Annotated in this window: 14 protein-coding genes and 1 riboswitch; of the genes, 8 read left to right on the top strand and 6 right to left on the bottom strand. The window is 67.3% G+C overall.

Going from position 1 to position 17,600, the window contains the following annotated elements; all coding sequences use genetic code 11:
* Nucleotides 1-6: 6 nt before the first annotated feature.
* The 5 genes from A5773_RS24390 to A5773_RS24410 form a co-directional block, all read right to left on the bottom strand.
* The gene (locus A5773_RS24390) at nucleotides 7-1,008 is read right to left on the bottom strand and encodes an SDR family oxidoreductase (RefSeq protein WP_066948259.1); all 1,002 of its coding nucleotides are present in this window, start codon (nucleotides 1,006-1,008) and stop codon (nucleotides 7-9) included.
* Complete coding sequence (locus tag A5773_RS24395) at nucleotides 1,001-2,143, bottom strand: spirocyclase AveC family protein (protein WP_066947966.1); 1,143 nt, start codon at nucleotides 2,141-2,143, stop codon at nucleotides 1,001-1,003. Before A5773_RS24395 ends, A5773_RS24390 begins: the two co-directional genes overlap by 8 nt.
* A gap of 7 nt (nucleotides 2,144-2,150) precedes the next feature.
* Nucleotides 2,151-3,263: an ABC transporter substrate-binding protein gene (locus A5773_RS24400; protein ID WP_066947969.1), complete on the bottom strand. Its 1,113-nt coding sequence runs from the start codon at nucleotides 3,261-3,263 to the stop codon at nucleotides 2,151-2,153.
* A 33-nt stretch (nucleotides 3,264-3,296) separates the two neighbouring features.
* The gene (locus A5773_RS24405; protein WP_066947972.1) at nucleotides 3,297-4,139 is read right to left on the bottom strand and encodes a CbbQ/NirQ/NorQ/GpvN family protein; all 843 of its coding nucleotides are present in this window, start codon (nucleotides 4,137-4,139) and stop codon (nucleotides 3,297-3,299) included.
* A 108-nt stretch (nucleotides 4,140-4,247) separates the two neighbouring features.
* Nucleotides 4,248-5,897: a nitric oxide reductase activation protein NorD gene (locus A5773_RS24410; RefSeq protein WP_156659234.1), complete on the bottom strand. Its 1,650-nt coding sequence runs from the start codon at nucleotides 5,895-5,897 to the stop codon at nucleotides 4,248-4,250.
* A gap of 153 nt (nucleotides 5,898-6,050) precedes the next feature.
* Here A5773_RS24410 and A5773_RS24415 point away from each other — a divergent pair, with 153 nt between their 5' ends.
* The 8 genes from A5773_RS24415 to metE all read left to right on the top strand — a co-directional run bounded on the left by A5773_RS24415 (nucleotide 6,051) and on the right by metE (nucleotide 15,709).
* Nucleotides 6,051-7,016, top strand: a complete 966-nt coding sequence (locus A5773_RS24415) for an SDR family NAD(P)-dependent oxidoreductase (protein WP_066948262.1) — start codon at nucleotides 6,051-6,053, stop codon at nucleotides 7,014-7,016.
* A gap of 64 nt (nucleotides 7,017-7,080) precedes the next feature.
* Nucleotides 7,081-8,235 (top strand): acyl-CoA dehydrogenase family protein, encoded by a 1,155-nt coding sequence (locus tag A5773_RS24420; protein ID WP_066947980.1) that lies wholly within the window; start codon nucleotides 7,081-7,083, stop codon nucleotides 8,233-8,235.
* Complete coding sequence (locus A5773_RS24425; protein ID WP_066947983.1) at nucleotides 8,232-9,326, top strand: acyl-CoA dehydrogenase family protein; 1,095 nt, start codon at nucleotides 8,232-8,234, stop codon at nucleotides 9,324-9,326. The genes A5773_RS24420 and A5773_RS24425 overlap by 4 nt, the downstream gene beginning before the upstream one ends.
* Nucleotides 9,326-9,973, top strand: a complete 648-nt coding sequence (locus A5773_RS24430) for a nitroreductase family protein (RefSeq protein ID WP_066947987.1) — start codon at nucleotides 9,326-9,328, stop codon at nucleotides 9,971-9,973. The genes A5773_RS24425 and A5773_RS24430 overlap by 1 nt, the downstream gene beginning before the upstream one ends.
* 139 nt (nucleotides 9,974-10,112) lie before the next feature.
* Complete coding sequence (locus tag A5773_RS24435; protein WP_067261214.1) at nucleotides 10,113-11,393, top strand: TetR/AcrR family transcriptional regulator; 1,281 nt, start codon at nucleotides 10,113-10,115, stop codon at nucleotides 11,391-11,393.
* Between the two features lie 77 nt (nucleotides 11,394-11,470).
* Complete coding sequence (locus A5773_RS24440; protein ID WP_066947994.1) at nucleotides 11,471-12,313, top strand: SDR family oxidoreductase; 843 nt, start codon at nucleotides 11,471-11,473, stop codon at nucleotides 12,311-12,313.
* Between the two features lie 86 nt (nucleotides 12,314-12,399).
* Complete coding sequence (locus A5773_RS24445; RefSeq protein WP_066947999.1) at nucleotides 12,400-13,041, top strand: NAD(P)H-binding protein; 642 nt, start codon at nucleotides 12,400-12,402, stop codon at nucleotides 13,039-13,041.
* A gap of 65 nt (nucleotides 13,042-13,106) precedes the next feature.
* A riboswitch (cobalamin riboswitch) is annotated at nucleotides 13,107-13,302 on the top strand.
* A gap of 136 nt (nucleotides 13,303-13,438) precedes the next feature.
* Entirely contained in the window at nucleotides 13,439-15,709 is a 2,271-nt protein-coding gene (gene metE, locus A5773_RS24450; protein WP_066948002.1) for a 5-methyltetrahydropteroyltriglutamate--homocysteine S-methyltransferase, read from the top strand.
* Between the two features lie 75 nt (nucleotides 15,710-15,784).
* Here the strand turns inward: metE and A5773_RS24455 are convergent, their stop codons facing one another.
* Complete coding sequence (locus tag A5773_RS24455; RefSeq protein WP_066948007.1) at nucleotides 15,785-17,533, bottom strand: DUF3556 domain-containing protein; 1,749 nt, start codon at nucleotides 17,531-17,533, stop codon at nucleotides 15,785-15,787.
* Nucleotides 17,534-17,600: the final 67 nt, after the last annotated feature.

Below are 17,600 nucleotides of genomic sequence, written 5' to 3' on the forward strand. Positions count from 1 at the left end.
TTCCCCTCAGCCCCCTTGCCTTCCCTTGCGTTTCGCCGCCAGCGCGGCCAAGCGCTGCAGTAGCGGCTGCGGCAGGACACGTGCCGCGAACACCATCGCCTTCTGACCGCCGGTCAACGGCCACGCCCCGTCCCGCATCGACCCCTGTCTCGGTATGCCCAGCACGATCCGTGACATGTGGTGCATGCCCGAGGCCGGCAGGATCCTGTTGGCGACCAGCAGCATTGCGGCATCGGGGCCGATACCGCGGCGGCGGAACGGCTCCCGGTCATTGAGCGCCTTGAGCAGGCCGTCGGTGAACCGCTCGGGTGGCCGGGCCAATTTCATCGCAGCCCTGCCCCGGCTGTCCATGGTGTTGTGCAGCCGGGCGTACGGGCCGCCGAAGTCGCGATTGTCGATCGTCCCCGCGTCGGTGATGATCTCGGTGTCGTACATGCCGGCCACCAGGACGGTGACACCCAGGCCGAAGGGCGCGATCTCGCACCCCATCGACTCACCCCACCGCTCCAGCGCCCCCTTGGCCACCGAGTACGGCGCGGTGCCCGGCTGACCGCGCACCCCGGCCGCACTGGATACCAGAACAATGCGACCCTCGCCCGCCGCCCGCATCGACGGCAGCAGAGCCTGGGTGAGCGCGACGGGGCCCAAGACACTGGTGGCAAACATGTTCTGCCACAGCGCCATATCGGTCTCTTCCACCATGCCGGCGGCGGAGATCCCGGCGTTGTGCACGATCGCGTAGGGCGCGCCGACGGCTTCCTCGATGGCCTTGGCCGCCGCGGAGACCGACGCGGGATCCAGCAGGTCGAGCTGCACGCCGATCAGCCGGTCGTCGTCCTGGGCGGCCCCCTCGGCGTCCTGAACAGCGTCCCGCAGCAGCGGCAGCGCGCGATCGGGCGTCCGCATCGCCGCGACCACGCGCCAGCCTTCGCGGTGCAGGCGCACGGCCGAGGCGAATCCCAGTCCGCGGGACGCACCGGTGATGACGACGGTGCGCGGCTCAGCCATGCGCGCTCGGGGTTGCGCAGGCACCTTCACCCGGCGGCGGCGGATCGACATGGGGCCGCCCATGAGGTTCCCCGCTTGCCCAGGTCGACCAGATGCCGACCGAGTAGGGACCCTGCGCGCCGGCTTTCTCGTAATAACCTTGCGGGTCATATACTTTCGCCTCTGGGTAAGGCCACGGGCACGCGACGGAGGTCGCCGCATGGCTGACCTTGATGGCCCAGAACCACGCCCCGTAGGCGAAGTAGGACACGTTGATGATGGCGAACATCACCAGGAACGTGCCGAGCACCGGGCGCGTCGGGAAGATCCTTGCCTTCGCGGCCAGCTTCTCGGCCACCGATTTGCCGGTGTCGTCGCGGTAACAAAGTATCGCCGCGGGGACCATCACGAAGGTCACCGAGAACGATTCCCAGATCAGCGGGAACTGGAACGTCGTGCCGGTGAACACCGAGCCCCACGGAATCACCTGGGAGTAGATGTACATGCCCATGTGGACGAGCTGGATCTCCAGCCAGGCATCGAAGACGAAGCCGATCGCACAGGTGAGCAGTCCCAGGCTGACCAGCGGGTGCCGCGACACGAACGCCGTCGGGCCGTACTTGGCCTGCAACTTGCGCAGAATCCAGATCGCCGGAAAGTAGGGTCCGAAATAGAAAGTGACGTAACCGAATACGACGAACGGCTCGACGGTCGGCGACAGCGACACCAGCGGCCAGGACTCCGGCCAGTGGATGAGGTCGGGGTTGTACACCGCGAACGGGGACCAGTTCATGATCGGGTCCTGCCACACGATCAGCGTGGTGCACAGGAACATCAGCATCACCGGGCTGCCCGGGTTGCGGCGCCAGCCCCTGATGAACACCACCAACAGGACGAGCAGCATGATGAGGGTCGAGATGTGCAGGAAGGTGATGTAGTCCAGGCCGAAGATGAATTTCACCGGGCGGGGACGGCCTTGCACATTCGGGTTGGCGACACGGGGATCGAGGGCCACGCGGCAGTTCGCGATGAAGAAGATCGCGAAGGCGGCGAGGGCGGCGCCGGCGATCCAACCGCCCCAGCCGCGCTTTTCCGAGCGCTGTGAAGACGCCGGTTTCTGTTGTGCGGCAGGCGGTACCGATTGATCGGTGCTCATGACAGCCTTACTCTCCGAAGCGATCGACGAGATGCGAGTTGGTGCCGTCGGAATCCAGAGTTCGGGCCACCAGGTACCCCGCGCCCATCCACGCGCGGCGGGTCCATTTTCCGAAGGAGACACGGGTGCCGGGGGCGCCCGACGCGGCGGGCATCATCTTCACCCGCTCCAACGCCTCCTTGACGCCGCGCGGACTCAGCGGGTGCGCATCGGCGAACGCGCGGACCAGAGTCGCCGCGACGTCGTGGTTGACCACCGACACGCAATATTCGGGACGGCTCCCCTCATACTTCTGCGCATACCGGTCGAGGAACTCCTGGCCGAGCCGATTCTCCTCGTCGTACTGGTCGACCCCGACCCACCCCATGAACGCGTTCCACATGATGGGATTCACCCAGGCGTTCTGGAAAGCCGTGGTGGTGAAACGCGGCGGGTCCCAGTTGACGGCTTCCAGCGCGGGGTTGATGAACACGATGCCGAAGCCGAAGCCCAGATGCACGATCGCCTCGGACTTGGCTTCGTGCAGCGTGCGGACGGCGTCGTTGATGTCTTGCGCGGTTTGGGCGATCGCCGCTTCCGCGACAATGCGAATCCCGTTGCGGCGGCATGCGCTTCGCAGGTTCTTCAGGTAGCTTTCGCCGATCAGGTTCTGCTCCACGAGAACTCCGATCTCGGAGAGTCCTCGTTTGGCGACGAGGTCGGCGATGAAGATCGGCTCGTCGGTCATCGAGCCCTGCGGGAAGGCGAAGGTCCATTCGCCCAGCCAGTCGTCGGTGCCGGTGACGCTGATCGCCGGTACCTTGAACCGCTCCTCGATGGCCTCGCGGGTCGGCACGCAGTTGTCGGTGATGTGCGGCCCGAACACCACCAGGCAGCCCTCGTCGACAAGCTCGCCGAAAGCGTCGATCACCGCCTTGACCGAACCTTTAGGTAAACCCTCGACCTCGCGGTAGATCATCTGCACGGGGCGATCGATCAGGCCCTGTTCGACGGCTTCTTCGAAGACGAGGTCGAAGCACCGCGTGAAACTCGCCATCAGTTCTTCCGGGAACCCCGGCGGCAGCCTGAAGTCCATCAGGTAGCCGACCTTGATCGGTTCAGCGCTGCTTTCGTAAGACATCCAGCCTCCCGGTGACTAGCTCACTGCCGCAATTCATTTCGCCGCCCCGCCCAGATAGATCTCGATCATCTCGCCCAGGGCCCTGCCCACCGCCACGTCGTCGGTGAGCGGTCCCGCGATCGCGGCGCGAGCCGCCTCGCGCATCGTCAGCCCTTCCGCGACAAGCCGGCCCGCCGCGATCAGCACCCGGGTCGACGCCACCTCGCGCAGTCCGCCGGTTTCCAGCCGCCGGATGGCCTGTCCGAACCGCACCAGCTCGGCGGCGGTGGCAGCGTCCACGCCTGCCTCGTGCGCAACGATGCCCTCTTCGACATCGGCTGCGGGGAAATCGAATTCGATCGCTACCATCCGCTGCCGGGTGGAATCCTTGAGGTCCTTCAGCACGCTTTGGTAGCCGGGGTTGTAGGACACCACAAGGCCGAATCCAGCCGCCGCGTCCAGCGTGACCCCGAGCCGCTCGATCGGCAGCTGCCGCCGGTGGTCGGCGAGCGGATGGAGCACCACGGTGGTGTCCTGCCGCGCTTCCACCACCTCGTCGAGATAGCAGATTGCGCCCTCGCGCACCGCCCGGGTCAGCGGGCCGTCCACCCACACCGTCTCGTCGCCCTGCAGCAGATACCGGCCGACGAGATCCGCGGTGGTGAGGTCGTCATGGCAGGCGACGGTGATCAGCGGCCGCCCGAGGTCGTGGGCCATCGCCTCGACGAATCGGGTTTTGCCGCAACCCGTCGGGCCCTTCAGGACGACGGCCAGCCCCTGGCGGTGCGCCGCCTTGAAAATGGCTTCCTCACCGCCGATCGCCTTGTAGTAGGGCCGCGCCCCCTCGGCCTCGGGGATCGCGCCGTTGCGGTACGCAACCCCGGACTCGTTGGCCATGGCTTCCCTTCTGCTACCGACGGTGAAGTGAGCCTAGCGCGGAACAGATGTTTGTTTCAAGTTCTCTGAAGAGCACGTTTAAGTTCGACAATGCAATTCGGTGGCGCGTCATGACACCCTGCGGCGGACCTCGGCCGAACGCAGCGCGGACCGGAACAGCGGCCCGATCACGCCGGCGAGTTGGTCCGGACGCGCGATGGTGGCATGCGCGGCGCTACCGAAGACCCGGCGCAGTGACGCCACGTCGGTGCCCGCGCCAACGGTCAGGCAGACGCAGCCGGTGCCGCGATGGCGGGCCTCGCTCAAGGCGCGGCGCGCGTCGGCGGCGCCGTAGGCCCGCTCGTACCCGTGGTCGTAGGCGAGCCCGTCGGAAAGCACCACCAACAGCCGCCGCGACGTGCCACCGCGCGCCTCCAGCACCGCCGACCCGTGCCGGATGGCCGCGCCGAGGCGTGAGTACGCGCCGGGTTCAAGGCTGTTTAGCCGTTTCATGACTCGCGTGTCGAGGTGGTCGTCGAACCGCTTGACCGGCACCACGCTCACCGCGCGGCGACCCTGCGAGTAATAGGCGTAGAGCGCAACCCGGTCGCCCAGGTCGTGGAGCGCGACGGTGAGATTGGCGGCCACCGCGCGCTGCTGCTGATGCACCGTCCGCCCCACCGTGCCGGGCTCCGCCGCCGATCCGGACACGTCGAGCAGGAGCAGCACCGACAGATCCCGCCTGCGGCGGAGGCTGTCCAGGTACACCGCCTCGTCGGGCACCGACCCCGCCAGCACCTCGACCCGGGCCTCGACCGCCGCGTCGATGTCGATGTCGTCGCCCTGCGACTGCCGATGGCGGCGGTGCAGGCCCATCCCGAGCCGGGACAGTGGGCGGCGCACGCTGATGGCGGCCTCGATCGCGTGCGTCGCCGATCGTTTGATCTCCGCCTCGACCTCGCGCACCGTGCACCACGCCCGCCGGTACTTCCCCCGCGAGACGTCCCATTCCGGATACGTGAAGCCGTCCGTGGGCTTCGGCTGGTCTTCGCCGCGCTCGCTCGACGTGGCGGCCAGCGACGTCACCGCATGCAACCCGCGCCTGGCCGAGTCGGTCCGATGTGTCGGGGTGTCCGCGCCGGGCGGTCCGCCGCCGCCACCGGTCTTGCGCGCCGAGGACAGCATCTTCTTCAGCCACTTGCCGATGAAACCGCCGCCACCCACCGGGCTGGTGAACATGTCCGGATCGTCGGAGTCGTCGGTCTCGCCGTCGCCGAGTTCTTCCAGAGCCATCGGACCTCGGTTCGTGGGCACGTGTCCGGGTTTTTCGCCTTCCCGTTGTTCGGCCGCCCGGTCGGAAGCGGCCAATACCTTCGCCGCCCGGATGACGCCGAATTCCCTTGGCGGATCGTCGATCACAGTCCGTCGCTCGGCGATCCGCAGCGAAGCGGCGGGCGAATCGCTGCGACGCGCGATGTCGCGATCGCCCCGCGCTGCCAGGATGCCCGGCAGCAGGTGGCCATTCGCGACCAGTGCGCGGTGTCCCTCCACCGCCAGGTAGCGCCTGGCCAGCCGAGGGTGGCGGAGCAGCGGGCGCACCACGTCCGGGTCCAGGCTGCCGGCAGCGATCAAGGAGGCTTGCACGGCGACGGCTTCGAGCCCCCCGCGAGCGCTCGCCCCGGCGTCGACGTGAATCGTCTGGCCGTCGGTCCAGGAAAGTTCACCCGGCGGCAGCTCGGCCACCGCGACGGCTCGGCCAGCCAGCGCGGAGGCGAGCATGCCGAGGCCCGGCAGCCGGTCACCACGAACGTCGGTGGACACGCGCAATCTCCGAACAGGTTGGACTTCGTTGACCAAATATCTGTTCCACCGTAAAGTCCGGTGCCACCGCAGTCAATCGGGACGACGACGCATTCGGGCAAGGAGCACATGGTGATTGACTTCACCGGCCAGGTCGCCGTGGTCACCGGCGCCGGCCGCGGGCTGGGGCGGCTATACGCGTTGGACCTCGCGCGCCGGGGCGCCGGTGTGGTGGTCAACGACGTCGGCGGCTCGATGCGCGGCGAGGGCAGGGACTCCGGCGTCGCCGACGACGTGGTCGACGAGATCAGGAAGGACGGCGGCACCGCCATCGCCTCCTACGATTCGGTCGACAGCCCGGCCGGCGGCCGGGCGATCATCGACGCGGCCATGGGGTCGTTCGGGCGGCTGGACGCGGTGATCAGCAACGCCGGCATCTTCGGCAGTGTGCCGTTCGAGGACCTCTCGCCTGACGACTGGGCTCGAATGCTGCGCGTGCATCTCGACGGCGGCTTTTACCTGTCGCAACCCGCGTACCGCGTGATGAAGAACAACGGGGGCGGGCGGTTCGTGTTCATCTCGTCGTCCGCCGGGATCTTCGGTCAGCCGATGGAGGCCCACTACGCCGCGGCGAAGGCCGGCCTGGTCGGGTTGACGAACGTGATCGCGATCGAGGGCCAGGCGCACGGCATCGTCGCCAATTCCGTTATGCCGACCGGCTTCTCGCGGATGGTCACCGAGACCGTCGGCGACGAGAAGTTCCTCGCCGAATCCGGCTTCATGCAGGCCATCAGGCCCGAGCTCGTGGTTCCGCTGGTGACCTTCCTCGCCAGCAGCGCCTGCACGTTCACCCACCGAAACTATTCGGCGGCCGCCGGCCGCTACGCGCGGGTGTTCGTCGGCCTGAGCGAAGGGTGGCTCGCGGACGCCGGCAGCCAACCGACGGCCGAAGACATCCAGACACATCTCGAGGAAATCTCGTCGACGGAAAGGTTCATCGTGCCCACGTCGATCGTGGACGAGGTGCTGGAAGTCTGTGAGCGACGCGGCGTCAGCGCGATGCCGGGCAACGCCGAGGTCGCCTTCCCCGAACATTGACCAAAGATCTGCCCAACCGTAAAGTCCGGCTTGGTCGCAGTTGAAGGGTTTAAGACAAGCAAACGTGGACTTCTCATACCCGGCGGAAGTCGAACAGTTCCGCATCGAGCTGCGCGACTGGCTGTCGCAGAACCTGACCGATGAGCTGGTGGCCGCTCGTCGACCCGCCGGACGCGATGACGCCGCCATCGAGATGTTGCGCGCGTGGAGCGCGACGATGGCCGACGCGGGCTGGGCCGCGGTGTCTTGGCCCCGCGAATACGGCGGCCGCGGCGCAACGGTTCTCGAGCAACTGGTCTACACCGAGGAGACCACGCGCGCTCGAGCCCCGATGCCGCTCAACGTCATCGGGCTGAACAACATCGCGCCCGCGATCATGCAGTACGGCACCGAAGAGCAGAAGCTCACAATGCTCCCCCGCATGATGCGCGCCGACGACATCTGGTGCCAAGGGATGTCGGAACCCGAAGCGGGGTCCGATCTCGCGGCACTGCGCACCCGCGCGGTGCGTGACGGTGACGACTTCGTCGTCAACGGCCAAAAGATCTGGACCTCGCTGGGACATCGGGCGGACTGGTGCCAGCTGTACGTGCGCACCGATCCCGAGGCGCCTAAGCACAAGGGCATTTCCTGTCTGATTGTCGACATGACGCTGCCGGGCATCGACGTCCGCCCGCTGGTGACTCTCAACGGCGAGACCGATTTCGCCGAGGTCTTCTTCCACGATGTGCGGGTCCCGGCGGACGCGCTCCTCGGACCGCTGAACGCGGGCTGGCAGGTGGCCACGACGACGCTCAGCCACGAGCGCGCCGGGGCCGCACGGCTGTACGCCGAGATGCAGGTGCGGCTGGAAGAACTGGTCGACGACATCGCCGCGCACACCGCAGCTCTCCAAGACCCGGTGACGCTGCGGCGCCTCGGCGAAATCGCGCTCCGCATCAAGTATCTCGAAGTCTTGTGTCAGCGGTCGATCTCGGCGACGCTGCACGGCGGCTCTGAAACTACGGCGTTCGCCTCGGCAAGCCTCGCCAAGACCGTGTGGGGAGAGATCGGGCAGGACATGGCCGCCCTGGCGTTTGACGTGCTGGGCACCCACGGTGCCGGTGCGCCGTGGGCAAACTACCGTCTGACGTCGCGCTCGTTGACCATCGCGGGCGGCACGACCCAGATCAACAAGAACATCACCGCGCAGCGGGTACTCGGGTTGCCGCGCAAATGAACCTCGAATTCACCGACGAGCAGGTCGCACTGCGCGACACCACCCGGCGCTTTCTGGCCGAAAAGGCCCCTATCTCGGGGCACGTGCGCCCGCTGCTCGACGATCCGATTGGCACCAATGAGGCGGTGTGGCTCGGCCTTGCCGATCTCGGGACCACCGGCCTGCTGGTGCCGGAGGATTACGGCGGCGCCGGGATGACGATGGTCGAGGCCGGCATCGTGGCCGAAGAGCTGGGCGCCGCCCTGCATCCGGGGCCGTGGCTCTCGACCGCGGTCGCCGCCGCGCGGACGCTGACGCGGTCCGGCGCGACCGACAATGCGGCCGGGCTGTTGAGCGGGATCGCCGATGGGACCACGGTCGCCACTGTCTGCTTCCCGGATGCCGAGGTTGCCGCGAGCCCACGGGGCCCCGACGTCGAGTTGCGGGGGGAGATCGCGTGCGTGCCCGACGCCGCCGCCGCGGACGTGTTGTTGGCCCTCGCCGAGGATGAAGGCGGTCCAGGGCTTTTCGTGGTCCGGGCCGACGCGCCGGGCGTGTCGATCGCGCCCGAGCGCGGTATCGACCAGACCCGCAAGCAGTTCCGTGTCACGTTCGAGGCGGCGCCCGCACACCGACTGACCGCGGCGTCTCCCGATGACATTGCGGCGGTGCTCGACGACATGCTGATCGCTACTGCCGCGGACGCTCTCGGCGCCGCACGCGCGGTCATGCATATCGCCGTCGAATATGCCAAAACCCGAACGCAATTCGGTCAGCCGATCGGCTCGTTCCAGGCGGTCCAGCATCTGTGCGTCGACATGTTCGAGACCGTCGAGTTGGCCCGGAGCGGGGTGATCCACGCCCTGTGGGCCGCCGACAACGCCGACCCCGACGAGCGGCATCTTGCCGCGCTGCGCGCAAAGGCGTTCGCCGGGCGGCTGGCCACCGTGGGTGATACGGCCATCCAGGTGTTCGGCGGGATCGGCTACACCTGGGAACACGACGCGCACCTGTACCTCAAGCGACTGCTGAGCTGGAGCGCGTGCCTCGGCAATCCCGACCACTACCTCACCGAACTCGGTGCGCGCCTTGCGAAGAGAGACCGGCCGTGATGGACATCGAGTACCTGCTCACCGCCACCCGCTCGGCGCGCAAGACGCTCGACCTGGACGCCCCGGTCGACATGGTGGACATCCGGGAGTGCCTGCGCATCGGTTTGCAGGCGGCCAACGGCTCCAATCAGCAGTCCTGGCGCTGGCTGGCGGTCACCGACCCGGCATTGCGCACCCAGATCGCCGAGCTGTACCGCGAGGCCTACCTGCTGCGCGTCGGTGGCCGGATGATCGCCGACCTGGTGCCGGCCGAAACGCCGGAAGGCCGGATCATGTCGTCGACGGAGTGGCTGGTCGAGAACATGCCGAGGGTGCCGATGTTGGTGATTCCTTGCTATCAGCCATACCTGCCGCGCATCGAGGGCGACGAATCGTTCCATCAGGCGACCCTGTACGGGTCGATCTTCCCCGCGGTGTGGAATCTTCAATTGGCGCTGCACACCCGGGGATATGGGACCTGCATCACCACGCTGCATTTGCATCGCGAGGAGGAGGTGCGCCGGCTGCTCGGGATTCCCGAAACCTATGTCCAGGGCTGTCTACTCCCGGTGGGCCGGCTTCGCGCCGGTCACACGTTCCGGCCCGCCCGGCGACGGCCGCTCGACGAGGTGATAGCACGCGACCGCTGGGACGGGCCCGCGCTCTAGAATGGGATCCGTCACCGCTGCTACGCAGCGCATTCGTCGGTCCCGGTCTGATAGCCTTTAACAAACATTTGGTTCGGCGAGAGGGACGAATGCGAATGTATGCCAGTCCGCAGCCGTCCGGACGCGCGCACCGCTGATCATGCCGCGAGCGGAGTCATTGCGCGCCGGCGCCCCAGCCGATTTGGGCACGCGCCGGACTGAGATCCTGACCACCGCAGCCTCGTTGATCGCGCAGTCCGGATTGCGGACCTCGTTACAGGAGATCGCCGACGCGGCAGGCATTCTTCCCGGCAGCCTCTATCACCATTTCGAGTCCAAAGAGGCGATCCTCATCGAGTTGATCCACCGCTATCAGGAGGATCTGGACCGCATCGGGCAAGCCGCGCAAGCGAAGTTGGACAAACCCGACCCCCGCCCGGTTCCCGAGCAGATCGTCGAGCTGGGCTCGGCCATCGCCGACTGCGCTGTGCGGCACCGGGCGGCGCTGCAGATGTCGTTCTACGAGGGGCCGAGCACGGATCCGGAGCTGATGAAGCTGACGCAGCAGCGGCCCGTGGCGATTCAGGAGGCGATGCTGCAAGCCCTGCGGGCGGGCAGGTGGAGCGGCTACATCAAACCCGACATCGATCTGCCCACGTTGGCGGACCGGATCTGCCAGACCATGCTGCAGGTTGGCCTCGACGTCATGCGCCATAAGTCCCCCGCCGACCAGGTGGCCGCGCTGCTGTGCCGAATCATGTTGCAGGGATTGGCAACCCGGCCGCCCACCGACCCGGAGCTGGACGGGTCCAACGCCTTCGCCGCCGCCAGAGACGTCATCGAGACCTGGTCGGACGACAGCGACGCCGATCCCAGCGACAAAGCGGCACACGTTCGTGCGGTGGCGCGAACCGAATTCGGCCGTAAAGGCTACGAGGCCACCACCATCAGGGACATCGCATCCGCGGCCGGTCTTGGCACCGGAACCGTCTACCGGGTGATCGGGTCGAAGGACGAGCTACTCGCATCGATCATGGAATCGTTCGGCCGGAAGGTCGAGGCGGGCTGGGTGAACGTCCTGCGCTCGGATGCCACGCCCATCGAGAAGCTGGACGCACTGAGCTGGGTCAACGTCAATGCGCTCGATCGGTTTTCCGACGAGTTCCGGATTCAGCTCGCCTGGATGCGTCAATCACCGCCGGACACCCCCAACCCGGGGTGGTTGTACGCGACCCGGCTCCGGCAGATGAAAACGCTCCTTTCCGAGGGAATCCGATCGGGCGAGATCAGTGTGGACGGCGCGTCCACCGCGATGCTTGCGCGCTGCGTCATCGGCTTGCAGTGGATACCGGAGAACATCCTTGCCGAGGTCGGCAAGCGCGCGGCGTTGGTGCACGTGCGGGACACGGTTTTGCGTGGTGTCGCGGTTCGCGCCGGGTAGGTGTTGAACCAAAAAACTGTTACCCATACAGTTGGGCAATTAGAATCGCGTTGGCGGTGAATGAGAAGGGGATTTCCATGACTGTTGTCGATCGGTTGCGTTACGACGGCAAGCGGGCTCTCGTCGTTGGCGGCGCCACCGGCATGGGTGCGGCGGCGGCCAAGTCGGCCGCCGAGCTGGGCGCCGAAGTGATCGTGATGGATTACGCGCCGGTCAACTACGACGTCGCCAAGTCCATCCAGGTGGACCTGCGCGATCCCGCGTCGATCGACGCCGCGGTCGAGCAATTGGACGGTCCGGTCCACGCCGTGTTCTCGGCCGCCGGCATCGCCGACGGCACCACCGACCTGATGGCGATCAACTTCATCGGCCACCGCCATCTCATCGACCGGCTGCTCGAGAAGAACCTGCTTCCGCCGGGCTCGGCGATCTGCTTCATCTCCTCGGTCGCCGGCATGGGCTGGGAAAACGACCTGGAGCTGCTGACGGAGTTCCTCGCCACGCCGGACTTCGCCTCGGCGCAAGAGTGGGTCAAGGCGCACGAATCGGAAGGCATCATCCACTACGGCTTTTCCAAGAAGGTCGTCAACGCGTACGTGGCGACCCAGGGCTATCCGCTGCTGAAGAAGGGCATCCGGATCAACGCGATCTGCCCGGGTCCCACCGACACCCCGCTCGCCCAGGCCAACGCCGACCTCTGGCTCACCTTCGCGCAGGACTATCGCGAAGAGACCGGTTCCAAGGTGCACACGCCGGAGCAGATGGGCGACGTGATGGCGTTCTTGAACAGCGCCGCCGCCTTCGGCATCAGCGGAATCACGTTGCTGGTGGACTACGGCCACACCATGGCCTCGCTGACCAACGCCTACCCGCCGGGCAAGCCGATCATCGACATCATCATGGGGCGGGTGAAGCTCTAGCGGGTCGCCACCGCCCGGCTGGCCGGGCGCCGAGCCGCGAGCGCCCCGCCGGCCGGGCACTCGGCTCGGAAGCTACCGTCGGGTGCATGGCACGGATCATCGTCATCGGCGGCCACGGCAAGGTCGCGCTGCAACTTGCCCGCATCCTGACCGAACGCGGCGACGAGGTGAGTTCGGTGTTCCGCAACCCCGACCACTCCGATGACGTCGCGGCCACCGGGGCCAAGCCGGTGGTGGCCGATATCGAACAGCTCGACACCGACGCGCTGGCCGGGTTGGTGGCCGCGCACGACGCAGTCGTCTTCTCCGCGGGAGCCGGCGGCGGCAACCCGGCGCGCACCTACGCCGTCGACCGCGACGCCGCCATCCGCGTGATCGATGCCGCCGCGCGGGCGGGTGTCACGCGATTCGTGATGGTCTCCTACTTCGGTGCGGGGCCGGATCACGGTGTATCGCAGGATGATTCGTTCTTCGCCTACGCGGAGGCCAAAGCGGCCGCCGATGCCCATCTGCGGGCCAGCGATCTTGGCTGGACCGTGCTGGGACCGGGCCGGCTCACCCTCGAGCCTGCCACCGGCCACATCGCGCTCGGGCAGGGCAAAGGGGAAGTGTCCCGCGCCGACGTCGCGCTCGTCGTGGCCGCGGCGCTGGCGGACGACTCGACCGTCGGACGAACGATCGACTTCAACAATGGCGAGACTCCCATCGCCGACGCGCTGGCAAGCTAGCCCGAAAGACCGGAGTAAGCTCCGCTACGCAGCTGGTCTGCCGTCGCCGCACCACGCGACGCCGGCATCGAGCGAGGCAGGTTAGTAGCGCTTCGCGAGAGGGAACCCGGTGAGAGCCCGGGACTGTCCCGCAGCGGTATGCAGGAACGACCGCCGTCACACAAGCACTGGTCGCAAGGCTGGGAAGCGGACGGCCATTAGGAGCACCACCGGAGTGCGTGCCTGCGAGTCCGAAGACCTGCCAGCCGTGCCGGGCGCGCCGCGTCCGGCGGCTCATCGCCTCGTGGAATGGGCGTTTGGCTGAGCGCGTTGCGATTGTCCGCAAAGGTGCACACCGCAACGGATCGGCTACGCGTCCTCTGGCGGTGACCACCCCGCTGATTGATAGGACCAGACCGTGACCGCTCAACCATTCACCGCCACCGTCACCGGCTCCCCCCGTATCGGGCCGAAACGCGAACTCAAGCGCGCCACCGAGGGCTACTGGGCCGGACGCACCAGCCGATCGGAGCTGGAATCCGTTGCCGCCACGCTGCGCCGCGACATGTGGACGGGCCTCGCCGCCGCCGGCCTGGACTCGGTACCCGTGAACACGTTCTCCTATTACGACCAGATGCTGGACACCGCGGTGCTGCTGGGCGCCTTGCCCGCGCGTGCCGCGCAGGTCGCCGACGATCTGGACCGCTACTTCGCCGCCGCGCGCGGCAACTCCGACGTCGCGCCGCTGGAGATGACCAAGTGGTTCGACACCAACTACCACTACCTGGTTCCCGAGATCGAGCCCGCAGCCACGTTCTCGCTCAACCCCGACAAGGTACTCTCCGAGCTCAAAGAGGCGCTCGGACAAGGGATTCCCGCCCGTCCCGTCGTCATCGGACCGATCACCTTCCTGCTGCTGAGCAAGGCGGTCAACGGCGGTGGTGCGCCGATCGAGCGGCTCCAGGAGCTGGTACCGATCTACTCGGAGTTGTTGTCCCTGCTCGCCGATAGCGGCGCGCAGTGGGTGCAGTTCGACGAGCCGGCGCTGGTGACCGACATCTCCCCCGACGCCCCGGCGCTGGCCGAGGCCGTCTACAACGCGCTGGGCAAGGTCAGCAACCGGCCGGCCATCTACGTCGCCACCTACTTCGGTGACCCCGGCGCCTCCCTGGCCGGGCTGGCCCGCACCCCGGTCGAGGCGATCGGCGTCGACCTGGTGTACGGCGCCGACACCGCGCTGGCGGGCATCCCGGAGTTGTCCGGCAAGACCCTGGTGGCCGGCGTCGTCGACGGGCGCAACATCTGGCGCACCGACCTGGAGTCGGCGCTCGGCAAGTTGGCCGCGCTGCGGGGTTCCGCTGCGTCAGTGGCGGTCTCGACCTCCTGCTCCACGATGCACGTGCCGTACTCGCTGGCGCCGGAAACCGATCTGGACGACGCGCTGCGCAGCTGGCTGGCGTTCGGCCAGGAGAAGGTCGCCGAGGTGGTGACGCTCGCGCGCGCACTGCGCGACGGACGCGATGCCGTCGCCGACGCGATCGCGGCGTCCAATGCCGCGGTGGCCTCCCGCAGGAACGATCCGCGGCTGCACAACGACCGGCTACGCGAACGCATCGACTCGATCGTCGCGTCGGGCACCCATCGCGGTGAGGCCGCGGGGCGTCGCGCCAGCCAGGAAGAGCGGCTGCACCTGCCGCCGCTGCCGACCACGACCATCGGCTCCTACCCGCAGACCTCCGCGATCCGTAAGGCGCGCGCCGCGCTCCGGGCCGGCGAGATCGACCAGGCGGAATACCAGAACCGGATGAAGAAGGAAATCGCCGACGTCATCAAGCTGCAGGAGGAGCTCGGGCTCGACGTGCTGGTGCACGGCGAGCCGGAGCGCAACGACATGGTGCAGTACTTCGCCGAGCAGCTCGAGGGCTTCTTCGCCACGCAGAACGGATGGGTGCAGTCCTACGGCAGCCGCTGCGTGCGCCCACCGGTCCTGTACGGCGACGTGATTCGCACCCACCCGATGACCGTCGATTGGATCAGGTACGCGCAGTCGTTGACCGATAAGCCGGTGAAGGGGATGCTGACCGGACCGGTCACCATCCTCGCTTGGTCGTTCGTCCGCGACGATCAGCCGCTGGCCGACACCGCCAATCAGGTTGCGCTCGCCATCCGGGACGAGACCGTGGACCTGGAATCCGCCGGCATCGCGGTCATCCAGGTCGACGAGCCGGCGTTGCGCGAGCTGCTGCCGCTGCGCCGCGCCGATCAGGAGGACTACTTGCGTTGGGCCGTTCGGTCTTTCCGGTTGGCCACCTCCGGCGTCGCCGACTCCACGCAGATCCACACCCACCTGTGCTATTCGGAGTTCGGTGAGGTGATCGGGGCGATCGCCGACCTGGACGCCGACGTGACGTCCATCGAAGCGGCACGGTCACACATGGAGGTGCTGGACGACCTCAACTCGATCGGCTTTTCCAACAGTGTCGGCCCCGGCGTCTACGACATCCACTCGCCGCGGGTGCCGACCACGGCCGAGATGGCAGAGTCGTTGCGCGCGGCGCTGAGAGCCGTTCCGGCGGAACGGCTCTGGGTCAACCCCGACTGTGGGCTGAAGACGCGCAACTCCGACGAGGTCACCGCGTCGCTGAAGAACATGGTCGCCGCGGCGCAGGAGGTGCGGGCGGGCGCCTAAGCGTCGGGGGTCGCCCGAGCTGGGGGCACCTCCCGCATGCGGGGGACACGCCAGCGTGGCGCTCGGGCTCCACCGTCACTCTGGCCTGACGTTCGGCGCGTTATCCGAGAGCACCTCGACGGGGACGTCGTCGGCCCACGGCTGCCGGGTCACCATGTCGGCCACCCGGACGATGCCGCGCTCGAACTCGCCTGTCGCCGCGTCCACCAGCCGATAGGCCTGGGTTTGCTTGTGGATTGGCTGCGCGTCGAGCAGGATCACCCGCACCTCCCCCGGCTCGAAGTGGCAGCGCTCCTGCAGTGCGGCGATCAGCTGTTCGTTGTGCATGTGGCCGTCGCCGAAATTCCACCCGATAGCGGTGCTGCAGATGCGCTCGCCGTCGGTGAGGACGTAGTCGTCCTCGTTCTGGCCGACCATCGCGCGGTGCGCGAGCGTGAACAGCGCGCGGCCGTGAGTGTTGAACCCGCGGAACGCATATCCCATATAGAGCGGGATTTGCGCGGCCTCCGGGCTGCCGTAGAACCGCTCCAGCTGCGCCTGCGGCATGCTCGCGATCGCCACGATGCCCCGGGTGATCCTGTCGGTGGCCGACGGCTTGATGCACCACAGCGTGGTGTCCCAGTTGCCGGCGTAATACCGCATCCCCGGCAGGAAGGAAATCTTGCGCGGAAACATGTTGCCCAGCAGAACGATTCCCGCGATGACGACGAACAAGATCGCCACCACCACCGGGTGCCTCAGGTCACGCAGGCCGAGGCGGGCGTGCGCGACGAACAAGGACAGCACCCCGAAGATCATGAAGACGTTCCACTCCAGCGGCACGCCCATGGGGATCGACACGAGGATGCCCAGGTGGAAGCAGACCATGACGATGGCGGCAACCGTGATGGGCCAGCCGCTGTGGCAGAAGAACAGCGGCAGCGGCACCAGCATCTCGATGGCGGTGCTGATATGCGCAAGCCACCGCGACAGCCGCCCGGGCCGTAGATCCTCCGGGAACTTCTCGAAGAACTGTCGCTTCAGCCACCGGGGCCGCACCAGCGGGTTGTTGGACATCATCGTGGAGATCACGAACGGGAAGTGCTTGTTGAGCTTCGACGTCGCGGCGCCCATCCAGATGACCAGGAACACCACCTTGGACCCGACGATCATGTCGGGCGCACCGAATAGGAACGTGACCGCCATGGTCGCGTACACCTCGCCGCGGGCGGCCAGGAAGATCACCTTGTCGCGCAGCCCGAGCACGCCGAGCAGCAGCAAGATGAGCACGACCTTCCAGGACGGCAGCAGCCCGATCGCGGTGCCCAACTCGGGCATCGGTCCGGTGCCGTCGGCGAACAGCGCCGCGAATGTCACCAGCAGGAACAGCGCGTACAGCGCGACGTCGACCGGCTTGCGCTTGGTTCCGCTGGTGAGCGGGACCCGGTCCGGCCATGGTGGCAGCCGGATGGTGCCGAATCGCATCCAGTACAGGATCGAACCCATCGGCGGGAAGAACCGGTTGTTCAGCGGCCCGAAGCCGCAACCCAGCCCGACCACCTCGAACAGCATCGTGTAGAGCACGACCTTCTCGAACACGATCGGCTCCGACCACCACGACGCGACGTGGGTGAACCCACCGAGGCCCCTGGTGGCCGACGCGAACAGCCACGCCCCCAGGATGTAGAGCAGGATTTTGACGACGTAGAACAGGTGTAGCGCGACCGGCGTGCCGAAGCCGACCTCGGCCCAGTGCTTGGCCATCGGACGGATCTTTTCGCTACGGGTGCCCTTATTCCACTCGGCCATGTCGAGCTGCGGCAGCTCGGGCTTGAGAAATCCCATGGTGGTCAGATTAGAACGTGTTCTAGGCGCACGGGACCCAAGCCCGGCAAGAAAGCTTTGCTTTGCG

It is taken from the genome of Mycobacterium sp. 852014-52450_SCH5900713 (genome assembly GCF_001667075.1).
In the GTDB taxonomy this organism is placed as follows: domain Bacteria; phylum Actinomycetota; class Actinomycetes; order Mycobacteriales; family Mycobacteriaceae; genus Mycobacterium.

Coding starts and splice junctions, on each gene's coding strand:
- A5773_RS24435 (WP_067261214.1), top strand. CDS start 10,113: ATGCCGCGAGCGGAGTCATTGCGCGCCGGCGCCCCAGCCGATTTGGGC.
- A5773_RS24425 (WP_066947983.1), top strand. CDS start 8,232: ATGAACCTCGAATTCACCGACGAGCAGGTCGCACTGCGCGACACCACC.
- A5773_RS24390 (WP_066948259.1), bottom strand. CDS start 1,008: ATGGCTGAGCCGCGCACCGTCGTCATCACCGGTGCGTCCCGCGGACTG.
- A5773_RS24395 (WP_066947966.1), bottom strand. CDS start 2,143: ATGAGCACCGATCAATCGGTACCGCCTGCCGCACAACAGAAACCGGCG.
- A5773_RS24430 (WP_066947987.1), top strand. CDS start 9,326: ATGGACATCGAGTACCTGCTCACCGCCACCCGCTCGGCGCGCAAGACG.
- A5773_RS24440 (WP_066947994.1), top strand. CDS start 11,471: ATGACTGTTGTCGATCGGTTGCGTTACGACGGCAAGCGGGCTCTCGTC.
- A5773_RS24455 (WP_066948007.1), bottom strand. CDS start 17,533: ATGGGATTTCTCAAGCCCGAGCTGCCGCAGCTCGACATGGCCGAGTGG.
- A5773_RS24400 (WP_066947969.1), bottom strand. CDS start 3,263: ATGTCTTACGAAAGCAGCGCTGAACCGATCAAGGTCGGCTACCTGATG.
- A5773_RS24410 (WP_156659234.1), bottom strand. CDS start 5,897: ATGCTCGCCTCCGCGCTGGCTGGCCGAGCCGTCGCGGTGGCCGAGCTG.
- A5773_RS24445 (WP_066947999.1), top strand. CDS start 12,400: ATGGCACGGATCATCGTCATCGGCGGCCACGGCAAGGTCGCGCTGCAA.
- A5773_RS24405 (WP_066947972.1), bottom strand. CDS start 4,139: ATGGCCAACGAGTCCGGGGTTGCGTACCGCAACGGCGCGATCCCCGAG.